General features: G+C 70.9%; 10 protein-coding genes and 1 tRNA gene. 3 read left to right on the top strand and 8 right to left on the bottom strand.

Going from position 1 to position 12,679, the window contains the following annotated elements:
* Positions 1-233 precede the first annotated feature (233 nt).
* The 3 genes from PINTE_RS17025 to PINTE_RS17015 form a co-directional block, all read right to left on the bottom strand.
* Entirely contained in the window at positions 234-1,058 is an 825-nt protein-coding gene (locus PINTE_RS17025; RefSeq protein WP_068433156.1) for a VC0807 family protein, read from the bottom strand.
* Between the two features lie 166 nt (positions 1,059-1,224).
* Positions 1,225-3,054, bottom strand: a complete 1,830-nt coding sequence (locus PINTE_RS17020) for a phosphoenolpyruvate carboxykinase (GTP) (RefSeq protein WP_068433154.1) — start codon at positions 3,052-3,054, stop codon at positions 1,225-1,227.
* 216 nt (positions 3,055-3,270) lie between these two features.
* The gene (locus PINTE_RS17015; RefSeq protein ID WP_068433153.1) at positions 3,271-4,734 is read right to left on the bottom strand and encodes an alanine/glycine:cation symporter family protein; all 1,464 of its coding nucleotides are present in this window, start codon (positions 4,732-4,734) and stop codon (positions 3,271-3,273) included.
* Between the two features lie 153 nt (positions 4,735-4,887).
* Here PINTE_RS17015 and PINTE_RS17010 point away from each other — a divergent pair, with 153 nt between their 5' ends.
* Together PINTE_RS17010 and PINTE_RS17005 are read left to right on the top strand one after the other, a co-directional pair.
* Positions 4,888-5,682, top strand: a complete 795-nt coding sequence (locus PINTE_RS17010; RefSeq protein WP_084343723.1) for a MerR family transcriptional regulator — start codon at positions 4,888-4,890, stop codon at positions 5,680-5,682.
* A 387-nt stretch (positions 5,683-6,069) separates the two neighbouring features.
* Positions 6,070-7,215 (top strand): MFS transporter, encoded by a 1,146-nt coding sequence (locus PINTE_RS17005; RefSeq protein WP_068433151.1) that lies wholly within the window; start codon positions 6,070-6,072, stop codon positions 7,213-7,215.
* A gap of 3 nt (positions 7,216-7,218) precedes the next feature.
* On the opposite strand, the gene PINTE_RS17000 is transcribed toward PINTE_RS17005, so the two are convergent.
* The 5 genes from PINTE_RS17000 to PINTE_RS16980 all read right to left on the bottom strand — a co-directional run bounded on the left by PINTE_RS17000 (position 7,219) and on the right by PINTE_RS16980 (position 11,896).
* The gene (locus tag PINTE_RS17000) at positions 7,219-7,572 is read right to left on the bottom strand and encodes a VOC family protein (protein WP_068433149.1); all 354 of its coding nucleotides are present in this window, start codon (positions 7,570-7,572) and stop codon (positions 7,219-7,221) included.
* Between the two features lie 38 nt (positions 7,573-7,610).
* A complete protein-coding gene (locus PINTE_RS16995) occupies positions 7,611-8,711 on the bottom strand; it encodes a mandelate racemase/muconate lactonizing enzyme family protein (protein WP_068433147.1) in 1,101 nt (366 codons plus the stop codon).
* Between the two features lie 108 nt (positions 8,712-8,819).
* The gene (locus tag PINTE_RS16990) at positions 8,820-10,010 is read right to left on the bottom strand and encodes a DUF2207 family protein (protein ID WP_068433146.1); all 1,191 of its coding nucleotides are present in this window, start codon (positions 10,008-10,010) and stop codon (positions 8,820-8,822) included.
* Positions 10,011-10,171: 161 nt separating this feature from the next.
* Positions 10,172-10,244: transfer RNA gene (locus tag PINTE_RS16985), tRNA-Arg, on the bottom strand.
* 332 nt (positions 10,245-10,576) lie between these two features.
* Positions 10,577-11,896, bottom strand: a complete 1,320-nt coding sequence (locus tag PINTE_RS16980) for an amidohydrolase family protein (RefSeq protein ID WP_068433144.1) — start codon at positions 11,894-11,896, stop codon at positions 10,577-10,579.
* 111 nt (positions 11,897-12,007) lie between these two features.
* On the opposite strand from PINTE_RS16980, the gene PINTE_RS16975 reads away from it, so the two are divergent.
* On the top strand, positions 12,008-12,679 hold a 672-nt coding region (locus PINTE_RS16975), incomplete at its 3' end, for an energy-coupling factor ABC transporter permease (protein ID WP_169798559.1).

Genomic DNA, 12,679 nt, shown 5'->3' with positions numbered 1-12,679 from the left:
TGAAAGGGAGCCGGCCTTGTGCCGTGATCTTCAAGATCTCGGTTTGCACAGACCCGCGGAGGGCCGCCATCACTGGATGGAATTCGGCGTTGGATCATTGCCGATCCACGCCGGTTCCGTCGTGGGCTGCAGTCGGCGTCCGCGGTCACAGGAACTGTGACCGCAACGCCTTCATCGAGACCATGAGTTGCAGTTCAGCGATGGGGGACTCGACGAAGTCACCGATTTGTGACCTAGCTCTCACGTCGTCGCGCAGCGTTCGAGGTCGCGTCCCACTCGGGAAAGTCCAGCTCGCCGCGGGCGCGGGCCCGGCGAAACAGCACCCAGCCTCCGACGGCGATGACGGCCAGGCAGGGGATGAAACCGAACCGGTTGTACGCGAACGCGAGCCCGATCGGCGCCCACCACGCGAGCGCGGCCTGGGCGGCGGCGGAGGCGAAGAAGACGACGGCGAAGACGACCGTGACGCGGCGGGCGAAGCGGCGCACGTCGTCGCGCTCGAACAGGGCCCGCGTGCGCAGCGAGTGCTCGGTGCCCTCCGGCGCGGCGCCGGTGGCGAACATCTCGACGAGGCTGCGCCCGAACAGGAGGGTGGCCAGCGAGAACACTCCGGCGACGGCCGAGGTCACCGCGCCCTCGAGGAGCACGAAGCGGGGGTCGTCGGTGAGCAGCGCCGCGATGATCGAGATCGCGATGCCGCCCAGCACGAGCAGGCTCAGGCCGCCGATGCGGCGTCCGCGCACGACGTCGAGCCCGATGCCCAGAGCCGGCAGCGCCCCGGAGGTGACGAGCGCCGCGACGTCGCTCCACCCCTGGTTGGTGAGCAGGTGGTACAGCGCGATCGGCCCGACGATGTCGAGACCGAACGTGCGCGCCATGCCCAGCCGCTGGGCCTTCCGCTCGTCGCGCTCGCGGCGCTCGCGGCGCTCGGCGGCCCCGGGCGCCTCAGCCGTCTCAGTCGTTTCAGTCGCCTGGGGCGCCGCAGTCGCCTGGGGCGCCTCGGTCATCGCGGTGGCCTCGGTGGCCTTGATCTGCTCGGTGTGGTCGTTCGAAGTCATGCCTTCCACGGTGCCAGCGCGCAGCCGGCGCCGGATCCGCCCCGAGACCGAACCGGCTCCGCAGTCTCGATCCGGTCTCCGCCCGACGACTCCACCTCGCGGGGGAGGCCCGCACACGCCGACGGCGCGGCTCCGGGTGGAGCCGCGCCGTCAGTGTCGGTGCAGGTCAGGCCTTCTCGAGGCCCTCCGTCATGGTGTCGAGCTGCTCGGAGAGTTCGGGCGGCAGCTTGTCGCCGAACTTGCCGAACCACTCGCGGATCAGCGGCAGCTCCTGACGCCACTCTTCGGGGTCGAAGCGCAGGGCGGCCTCGAGCTGCTCGTCGGTGATGTCGAGGCCCTCGGTGTCGATGGCACCCGGGGTCGGCAGCAGGCCGATCGGGGTCTCGACGGCGTCGGCCTGCCCCTCGAGGCGCTCGACGATCCACTTGAGCACGCGGCTGTTCTCGCCGAAGCCGGGCCACGCGAAGCCACCGTCGGCGTCGCGACGGAACCAGTTGACGAGGAAGACCTCGGGCATCGCGTCGGCGTGCTCCTTGCCGAGGTTCACCCAGTGCTGCAGGTAGTCGCCGGCGTTGTAGCCGATGAACGGCAGCATCGCCATCGGGTCGCGGCGCACGACGCCGACCTGGCCGGCGGCCGCGGCCGTCGTCTCCGAGGAGACGGTGGAGCCGATGAACGTGCCGTGGTTCCAGTCGCGGGCCTGCGTGACCAGCGGCACCGTCGTCTTGCGGCGGCCGCCGAAGAGGATCGCGCTGATCGGCACGCCGTTGGGGTCGTTGAACTCCGGCGCGGCCACCGGGCACTGCACGATCGGGGTGCAGAACCGGCTGTTCGGGTGCGCGGCCAGCGTGCCGTGCTCACCGTCGGTGGGCGACCAGTCGTTGCCGTGCCAGTCGATGAGGTGCTGCGGCGTCTCCGGGGTCATGCCCTCCCACCAGACGTCGCCGTCGGGGGTGCGCGCGACGTTGGTGAAGATCGAGTTGCCCTCGTCGATCGCCTTCATCGCGTTGAGGTTGGTCGTCACGCCGGTGCCCGGCGCCACCCCGAAGAGACCGTTCTCCGGGTTGACCGCGTAGAGCTTGCCGTCCCGGAAGCGCATCCACGCGATGTCGTCGCCGACCATCTCGGCCTTCCAGCCGGGGATCGTGGGCTCGATCATCGCCAGGTTCGTCTTGCCGCAGGCGCTCGGGAACGCCGCGGCGATGTAGTGCACCTTGCCCTCGGGGTTGGTCAGCTTGAGGATCAGCATGTGCTCGGCCATCCAGCCTTCGTCGTGCGCCATCGCCGAGGCGATCCGCAGCGCGTAGCACTTCTTGCCGAGCAACGCGTTGCCGCCGTAGCCCGAGCCGTAGCTCCAGATCGTGCGCTCGTGCGGGAAGTGCACGATGTACTTGGTGTCGCTGCACGGCCACGGGCTGTCCTCCTGACCGTCCGCGAGCGGGTGCCCGACGGAGTGCAGGCCCTTGACGTAGCCCGCGTCGGTCTCCTCCATCTGCTTGAGCACGGCCGAACCGACGCGCGCCATGATGTGCATCGACACGACGACGTACGCGGAGTCGGTGACCTCGACGCCGTACATCGGGATGTCGGCCTCAAGGTGGCCCATGACGAACGGGATGACGTACATCGTGCGGCCCGTCATGCACCCTTGGTAGAGGTCGCGCATGATGCCCTTCATCTCGTCGGGGTCGAGCCAGTTGTTCGTCGGCCCCGCCTCCTCCTTCGTGGGGGAGCAGATGAACGTGCGGTCTTCGACGCGCGCGACGTCGGTGGGGTCGGAAGCCGCCCAGAACGAATTCGGCTTCTTGTCGAGGGCGACGAAGGTGCCCGCCTCGACGAGCTCACTGGTGAGACGGTCCCATTCGTCCTTAGAGCCGTCGCACCACACGATCTTGTCGGGGGTTGTCAGCTCGGCGCACTCGGCCACCCATTGGGCGAGCTCGGCGTGGGACGTGCCACCTTCGGTGGGGATGTTCGTGGAGACTGTTGCGGTCATCGGTCCTCGGCTCCTACGCGTGCTCGACGGTGAGTCGCCCACGCGTAGTACACCCCGGGGGGACCGTGCGCATCGTCGACCGATCCGCGCGGTGTCCGGGAGTGGTCCACACAGCGGGGGCGCTTGCGGTGCCAACCACGGTACGGGATTTCTGGCAGACACGGGTGGGCGTTTCCGGAACTCCGTCCGATCGTCTCCGGCTTCCTGCCGGCGGCCTCACGTGTCCTGCGACACCGTGGAGCGCCGGGCGATCGCGGTCCAGACCGGAGCGTTGGTGATGCCCACGTCCTGCGGGTCGAAGACCGGGTCGCGCCCCTGCCGGCGCTGCCTCGCGTAGTCGCGGTAGACCGCCACAGCCTTGCCGCTGAGCAGCACCAATGCGACGAGGTTGATCCACGTGTACAGCCCGACTCCGATGTCCGCGAGGTTCCACGCGAACGTCGAGGAACGCAGCGAGCCCAGCGCGATGGAGACGGCGATCATCGCCTTGACGAGCAGCACGAGCCGCCGCTCCCAGCGGCTGCTGCGCACCAGGTAGGCCACGTTGGTGTCGGCGTAGAAGGCGAACGAGAGCAGCGTGGTGAACGCGAAGAAGAACATCGCGATCGCCACGAACCCCGAGCCCATGCCGGGCAGGGTGCTGTCGATGGCGGCCTGCGTGTAGGCGGGCCCCGCGGTCAGGTCGGGCGCGTATTGCACGATCATGCTCCCGTCGGGGGCCTCGACGTTGTAGCTGTCGGTCACGAGGATCATCAGTCCGGTGATCGTGCACACGAACAGCGTGTCGACGTAGATCGAGAAGCCCTGGGCCAGGCCCTGCTTGATCGGGTGGCTGACCTCCGCGGCCGCCGCGGCCTGCGCGCCGGAGCCGGTGCCCGCCTCCGAGGAGTAGATCGCCCGGCGCACGCCCCACATGATGATCGCGCCGAGCATGCCGCCGAAGACCGACTCCGCGCCGAACGCGCTGGTGAAGATGAGGGCGAACATGTGCGGTACCGCCGAGGCGTTCAGCGCGAGGATGACCAGACCGAGCAGGATGTAGGCGGCCGCCATGAACGGCACGACGAGGCCGCACACGGCACCGATGCGCTTGAGGCCGCCGAGCACCACCGCGAGGAACAACACGGTGACCAGCGCCCCGGTGAGGCGGGGGTCGACACCCCAGGCGGTGTTCGCCGACTCCGCGATGTTGAAGGACTGGATCGAGGGGCCGGTGACGGAGAAGGCGAACAGGGCGGCGACCGCGTAGAGCACCGCGAGCCACTTCCAGCCGATGCCCTTCTCGATGTAATACGCGGGTCCGCCGCGGTACTCGCCGTTGACCTCCTCCTTCCACACCTGCGCCAGGGAGCACTCGGCGACGGCGACCGCGGAGCCCACGATGGCCGTGGCCCACATCCAGAACATCGCACCCGGGCCGCCGAAGTGGATCGCGGTGGCGACGCCGGCGATGTTGCCGACCCCGACCCGGCCGCCGAGGGCCATCGCGAACGCCTGGAACGACGAGACGCCCTGCTGCGAACCGCCCCCGCCGATGAGATATCTGGCCATCTCGCCGACGCGCAGGATTTGCGGAAACGCCATGCGCACCGTGAAGTACGCGCCCACCGCGAGGATCAGCACGATCATCGGGGTGCTCCACAACAGGTCCACCACGCGGGTGACGAGGGATTCGAGCATGGTGGGGCACCTTTCGCCGCGCCGGGTCGATGGTGAGTGCAGGTACCGTTCGCCGGGGTCGCCCGCATGTCGTGGTCGGCGTGTCGACATCACGGCCGCGCGGCGTCGACACGGGCTTGACCCTCACGCGGCGTGAGGCGTCACCGTGGAGTCATGACCGAGACACCCAGGCTCTCGATGCAGTCGGCGGGGGCGCGGATGACCGTCGGGCAGGCCAGTGACCTGTTCGGGATCACCGTGCGCACCCTGCACCACTACGACGAGATCGGCCTGGTCGTTCCGGGTGAGCGCACCGCCTCCGGGTATCGCGTGTACACCTACGACGACCTCGTACGGCTCTCGACGGTGGTGGTCTACCGGCGGCTCGGGCTCTCCCTGGAGGAGATCGCGCAGTTGCTGGCCGACCCCGGCTCCGTGCGCGAGCACCTGGAGCGTCAGCGCGCAACGGTCATGCAGCGGCTGGACGAGTTGCGCGAGCTCGTGTCGGCCATCGACCACGCATTGGAGAAGGACATGAGCAACGAACAGATGACCACGGCCGACATGAAGGAGCTCTTCGGCGACGGCTTCCAGGAGGAGTACCAGGTCGAGGCGCAGCAGCGCTGGGGCGACACCCCGCAGTGGAAGCAGTCGGCGCAGCGCACCGCGAACTACACCAAGGCCGACTGGGCGGCGATCAAGGCCGAGGGCGACGCGATCAACGACGCGTTCGTCGCGGCCCTGAGCTCCGGGGAGCCCGCCACGAGCGAGGCCGCGATGGACGCGGCCGAGGCCCACCGGGCGCACATCGAGCAGCGGTTCTACGACCTCGACCACGAGTTCCACCGCAACCTCGGCGACCTGTACGTCTGCGACGAGCGGTTCACCGCGACGTACGAGGCGCTCGCCCCCGGGTTGGCGCAGTACGTGCGCGACGCGATCCACGCCAACGCCGACCGGCACGCCTGATTCGAGTAAGGGCCGGGTGCGCGCTCCGCGCACCCGGCCCTGTCGTGCGCTCGCCGGGGCGCCGGCGGCGACCCGAGACGAGAACGGCATACATACTCGGCGCCCGACGCCGGCGGCACCTCGCTGACCAGCGGTTTTGTGTGGCGGCGAGGGCTCGGAATCGGAGTGTGTATGCCAACTTCGTCTCCAGCCCTCTCGGGCGCCCCGTGCCGGTCGTTCGGGAGCCTCGTGCCGGGGCTGCTCGGGCGTCTCGTGCCGGGTCGCTCGGGCGCCTCGTGCCGAGGCTGCTCCGGCGACTCGCGGCCCGGGCGTGGGGGTGAGCGCACCCGCTCCGTAGGGTGGCGGCGGCCCGTCTCCGTCCCCGTTCCCGTCCCGAAAGCGCTTCGCATGCGACCCACCCCGCCGCTCGCCGGCCCGACCGCGGTGCCGGCGACCACCCTGCTATTCGTCTACACCGGGCTGGTCATCGGCACGTGGTCGGCGTCGCTACCGGGGCTGCGCGGCCGGCTGGGTCTCGACAGCGCGGGCGTCTCGATCGCGCTCGTCGTCATGGGGCTGTGCGCGATCGCCGCGATGCAGGCCGGCGGCCGCCTCAGTGACCGGTTCGGGGCGCGACGGGTGGCGCTGGCCGCCGCCCCGGTGCTCGCCGCGGGCATCGCGGGCGTCGGGTTCGCGCCGACGTTCCCGACGCTGCTGGCCGCGGCGGTCGTCACCGGGCTGGGCCACGGCGCGATCGACGTGTCGATGAACCTGCTCGGCGTGCAGGTCGAGCGGCACCGCGGCCGCCCGATCATGAGCCGGTTCCACGGCCTGTGGTCGGTCGGCAACTTCTCCGGGGCGGCGATCGTGCTCGTGCTGGCGCTGATCGCGCCCGCGCACGCGGTGCTGCTCGCCTGCCTCGTCGCCACGCTGTTCGGGCTGGTGGCGTGGCCGGTGCTCGTGCGCATCGCCCCGGAGACGGAGCCGGTCACGCACGTCGACGACACCGGCTCCCCGGTGCGAATCCCCACGTGGGCATGGGCGCTCGGCCTCATGGCGGTGGCGTTCGGGCTCGGCGAGGGCACGGCGATGGGCTGGTCGGGCATCCTCGTCACCGACGTGGCGCGGGTGCCGGCGGTGCAGGGGTCGATGGCGGTGACGGTCGTCGCGGCGTTCATGGTGATCATCCGGCTGCTCGGCGACCGGCTCGTGGCGCGGTTCGGGCGGCGGACGATCGTGCGGGTCGGCGGGGTGTGCGCGTCGGCGGGTTACTTCGTCGCGGCGTTCGCGACGCCGCTGCCGGTGCTGCTCGTCGGCTGGGCGCTCGTCGGCTTCGGCATCGGCCTCATCGCGCCGCAGGTGTACGCGGTCGCGGGGCACGCGGGCGGGGGCAGGGTGCTCGCGGTCGTCGTGACGTTCGGCTACGCGACGTTCCTCGGCGGTCCGGCGGTCATCGGGTTTCTCGTGCAGACCTTCGACGTGCAGCGCGCGATGCTGCTACCGGCGGTGCTGCTCGCCGGCCTGCCGCTGTTGGCCCGGGCCATGCGCGAATGAGCCTCACGCGTGGTGCTTCACGATGTTGAGCACGTTCCCGTCGGGGGCCCGCACGAAGAACCGGCGCACTCCCCACGCCTCGTCGCGCAGCGGGTGCACGATCTCGTAGCCGCGGCGCTGCGCCTCGGTGTAGGCCGCGTCGACGTCGTCGACCTTGACCGAGACGATCGGGTTCGCGGGCGCGGTCGCGTCGTGGGTGACCAACTGCAGGTGGGCGCCGGTGTCGGGTGAGGTGTATCGGGCGGCCCACCCGAGGTTGAACTCCTCGACGGACAGTCCGAGGTAGTCGGTGTAGAACCCCGCCGCGGACGCGAGGTCGGCGACGGGCAGGTCGGCGATGATCTGGTGAACGCGCATGGGTCCACTCTCGCCGGTCGGGTCACGACGCGCCGGTGTCAGGAGACCTCGAAGATCCGTTCGAGACCGTCGGTGATCACGGTGATGCCGAGGCCGGGTGCGGTGGGGGCGCTGCCGCGGCCGGCGACCGAGCGCGGCTGATAGCCGGCGACGTGACCGTCGGTCCGGTCGTTCATGAACGAGGCGTTCTGGAAGTTCTCCGGGCGGGTGCTCGCGGCGAGGTGGCTGACGGCGGCGGAGACGACGTCGCCGCCCCAGGTGTCCTCCATCGAGACCATCATGTCGAGGTGCTGCATGAGGTCGCGCATGCGGGCCGCCTCCGTGAGGCCGCCGACGCGGCTGATCTTGATGTTGATCGACACAGCGCCCGCCGCGAACTTGGCGTCGAACGCGTCGGTCGGGGTGACGATCGACTCGTCGAGCACGAGCGGCAGCGCCGAATGCCGCATCGCGAAGATGCAGTCGCGCGTCTCGCGGCAGGGCTGCTCGATGAAGACCGGCAGGTCGGCCATCTCCCGCAGCGCGATCTGGGCGGCGCGCAGGTTCCAGCCGCCGTTGGAGTCGGCGACGATCAACGTGTCGTGCGCCGCGGCCTCGACGACTGCGCGGGTGCGCGCGGCGTCGTCGAGCGGGTCGTTGCCGACCTTGAGTTGGAATCGTGTGATGCCCGCGGCCTCCCGGGCTGTGACGAACGCGGCCATCTCCTCCGGCGAGGCGAGCGGAACCGCCTCGTACAGCGGAAAGTCGTTCTGCAGCACGCCGCCCAGCAGCACGGAGACGGGTTGGCCGCACGCCTGCCCGAGCAGGTCCCAGCAGGCGACGTCGACGGCGGCCTTGGCGTAGGTGCCGCCGAGCAGCGTCGCGTCCATGGCCCGTTTGACGGTCGAGATGTTGGTGGGGTCGAGACCGATCAACGCGGGCGCGAGAGTGTGCAGGGCGGCGCGCACCTCGGCCCAGTGGGTCGGCAGGTAGCGGTTGCCCAGCGGCGTGATCTCACCCCATCCCTCGGCCCCGGAGTCGGTGCGCAGCCGCACCAGCGTGCCGATCTCGCTGGTCGCGGCGCGGTTGCCCGACATCACATATTCGCCGTGCGCGTAGTGCAGGTCGTAGCCGAAGCAGTCGACCGCCGTGATCTTCATGTGGAGCCTTCCGTGGTCGACGGGGTGGGCGTGGCCTCCGGGTGCTGGCCTGGCTGGTCGTCCCGTCGGCGGCTGGCGCCTGCACGCAGCCGCCGACCGGAACGCCGATCAGAAGTCGAAATCGAAGTCGAAGCCCCCGCCGTCTCCGTCTCCGCCGCCGAAGAAGCCGCCACCGTCTCCGCCGTCGCCGCCCCCACCGTCGCCGCCGAATCCGTCGAACATGCCGTCGCCGAAGCCGGCTCCGTCGAAGAGGTCGCCGGTGAAGTCACCGATGGAGCCGGTGAGATCGCCGAGCGCCTCGCCGAGGCCGGCGAACAGCGCGCCGCCGGAGGCCAGATCCATCCACAGCGCCATCCAGAGCAGGTCGGGGGCCCACAGCGCGGCGATGTCGTCGTCGACACCGGCGGCGACCTCCTTGAAGACCCCGGTCCAGTGCTCGGCGGCGTTGAACGCGATGGCCCACGGCAAGTAGCGGCTGAAGATGCCGGCCGCGTCCTCGACGCGGATCTGGTTGGCCTCGGCCGTCATGATGTAGCGCTTGAAGCCCATCGTGCGGAAGTACGCGGCGGTTCCGGGGGCCGGCCGCCCCATCGGGCCACGCACGCGGGCGGCCGTGATGGCCATGGCACCGGAGGCGCCCGCGGCGATCCACGCGATCGGGTTGCCGACGAGCATGAGCAGCACCGCCAGGACCGCGCTCATCGCGGCGCCGAAGGCCAAGCCCTTGGAGGGGGCGTTGCGCCCGCGCGGGTCGTTGTCGATGTAGTGCCGCTCGTAGGCGGTGCGCATGACCTCCGACTCCAACCGCGCGAACGCGTGCCGCAGCTCGGGCTTGACCGCCGAAAGCCGCACCGGCTCGCCGGAGCCCGAGTCGAAGTAGTCGAGCAGCCACAGGCTCTCTCGGCCCTCGGTGCCGCTGGGGCGGCGGGCCGGCTCCCGGTGCACGGTGACGAGCCAGTCGTCGTTCTCCTCGTCCTTGTGCAGTTCGAGGTAGCCGTGCACGACGAGGGCGATGATGCTGGCCGCGAGGTCGCGCGGGCCGGTCTGCCGATCGAGGAGCAGCCCGACGTCGCGGGGGTCGACGCCCTCAGGCGGGTGGAACTGAACGCCGTACGTCGTGGCCTGCAACTCCCGCTCGGTCAGCGGCCGGGTCGGCTGGTCATAGCCCGGAGGCGGAGTCAGCCCGGGCGCGAGCCCCTCGTAGATCTCGCCGGCGTGGCGGCGCTGCCAGGCGCCGGAGACCGGCCACGCACCGCCGAGCAGCACGACGAAGAGCACGAGGCACGCGATGGTCGTCATGGGTGGCGGCCCTCCCGCTACGTGGAGACGGTTTCTCCGACCCTCTCACGAGTGCGGGTCCTGCGCGGAACGATGGTCGTCCGCCCTTCAGCTACGACAATGTGAAAGCCCCGGCCAGTTGGGTGACTGACCAGGGCTTGGCATCCTGTCTCAACACAGAGCGCACCCGTAGGGATTCGAACCCCAAACCTTCTGATCCGTAGTCAGATGCTCTATCCGTTGAGCTACGGGTGCTCGTCACGCTGCGCGCAACGGAGAGTCACTCTACCGCGCGCCGCGTCGAGAGCGAAATCAGCGCGTTGACTCACGCTAGGTGCCCGCGTAGGTCGAGTCGTTGACTCATCCAAGGATGCCGGTGGGCCCCGGGTCCCCTCTCGCTGCTCAGGGCAGCGCGGCTCCCTCGCGGCCTCACCGCACGCTCGTGCGTGCGGTGTCCACTCGCGAGTGGACAGTCTTCGACCCCTGCGTATCGTCGCAGGTCAGAGGCTTTGACGAGGCCCTCGCAAGCGGGATTGTCCACTCGACGCACGCCGAGTGGACAACGCACCGCCGTGTGCCCGCCCGCCTCAGCGGTTGTCGACGACCGGGGTGCCGCCGCGCACCACCAACTCGACCTGGCGGACCGCGGCGAGATCGGCGAGCGGGTCACCACGCACGACGAGCAGGTCGGCGGGCCGGCCGGGAGCCAGCGTGCCCGCCTCTTGCGTGCGCAGCAGCTCGGCGGGGGTGGAGGTCGCGGCGAGCAGCGCCTGCCGCGGGGTGAGGCCCGCGGCCACGAGCAGCTCGAGCTCCCGGATGAGACCGTCGCCGAAGCCGACGCCGTTCATCGGGGCGTCGCTGCCCGCGACGACTCGGCCGCCCGCGTCCGCGAACTCTTTCGCCCGCTGCCGCAGCGTGGCGTGCTCGGTCGCGTCGAGCTTCGGTTCGGTGACCGCCAGGGTCGGGGCGAGGGTGACGCGCTGGGCGACCATGCGCCGCAGCAGCACCGGGTTCCAGCCGGCGCCTACGCCGCGTGGCTCGAGGTGGTCCAGGCCGTCGATACCGGCGTCGAGCAGCTCGGTGAGGTCCTGCGGCGTGCCCCAGTGCGCCACCGCCGGGCGGCCGTGGGCGTGCGCCTCCTGCACGATGGCCCGCAGGATCGGCACCGGGATCGGGTCCAGCGCCTGGTAGGCGGGGTCGCCGCGGTCGTGGATGATCTTGACGAGATCGACCGGGTCGGAGCCGGTCGTCAGGGCGCGCACCATCGACCGCGCCTCCTGCGGGGTCGCGGGCACCCGGACCGTCGGGTTGTCGACCCCGAGCCCGATGGTGACCACCGGATGCCCGCCCGGCGTCGTGAACACCGGCCCCGCCGCGAAGACCCGCGGGCCGGCCAACTGCCCCTGCCGTACCTGGCGCCGCAGGTCGAGGATCCACTCCGGGTCGTCGCCCATGTCGCGCAGCGACGTCACCCCGTTCTCCAGGTAAGCCTCGCGCCGCGGCCCGGCATACCGGAAGTACTCGACGACCGCCATCGGCAGGCTCAGCGGACCGGCTCCACTCGGCATGCCCAGATGCACGTGGGAGTCGGTGAGCCCGGGTAGCACCGTGCGCCCGGCCAGCCGCTCGACACGCGCCCCCGCCGGAACCTGCACCCGGTCGCTCGGCCCGACCTGGCTCACGACACCGTTCTCGACGAGCACGGTCGCGTTCGCCACCGGGTTCAGCCCTGGCCCGACGAGGGCGGTCACGCCGGTCAGGGCCAGCGGTTGCGTCGACGGGTCCGGCGCGCGGAACATCGTCAGCTGCACCCACGCCACGAGGGCGACGACGAGCACGGTCAGCACGAGAAGCGGATACAGCACGAGGCGGCGCACCCAGCGCCACCGGCGACGTGATGTGCGCATGGCTCGCCCCCTTTGCCCGCACCTGCTGCGAATAGGCAAGCCCACCCGCCCGCGCGCTGACAAGGCCGAGCCGTTATTGCAAGTAATTCGCAGCTGACGCACACTTTGCACGTGCACGTGCCCGACGGATTTCTCGACCTGCCCACCTCCCTGGCGACCGGGGCCGTCGCCGCCGGCGCGATCGGGCTGGCGCTGCGCCGCAGCGAACGCGAGCTCGCCGCCTCCGGGCCGGCGCTGCCGGGGCTCGTCGCGGCCTTCGTCTTCGCCGCCCAGATGGTCAACTTTCCCGTCGGAGCCGGTACCAGCGGCCACCTGCTCGGCGCCACCCTCGCCGCCGTGCTCGTCGGCCCGTGGACCGGGCTGATCTGCATGAGCGTCGTGCTGCTCGTGCAGGCGCTGCTCTTCGCCGACGGCGGGCTCACCGCGCTGGGCACGAACATCACGCTCATGGGCGTCGTCGGCGTGCTCGTCGGCTACGGCGCGACCCGGCTCGCGCTCGCGGCCACCAAGCGGTGGCGGGCTGGGCCGGTCGCCGTCGTGCCTGCCGCGGCCCTCGGCGCGCTCGTCTCCGTGCCGGCCGCCGCGCTGACCTTCGTCGGGTTGTACGCCGTCGGCGGTGCGGTGCCGATCCCGCTGCCCGCCCTGACCGCCGCCATGCTCGGCTGGCACGCCGTCATCGGCCTCGGGGAGGCGGTGATCACCGCGGCCGTGCTCTCCGCCGTCGTCGCCGTGCGCCCCGACCTCGTCTACGCCGTGCGCGACCGGCGGGCTGCGCTGCGCCTC

The organism is Piscicoccus intestinalis NBRC 104926 (genome assembly GCF_001515525.1).
Taxonomy (GTDB): domain Bacteria; phylum Actinomycetota; class Actinomycetes; order Actinomycetales; family Dermatophilaceae; genus Kineosphaera; species Kineosphaera intestinalis.
Note: the sequence above shows the minus strand (reverse complement) of the source record. Positions and strands in the feature narration are given on the sequence as shown.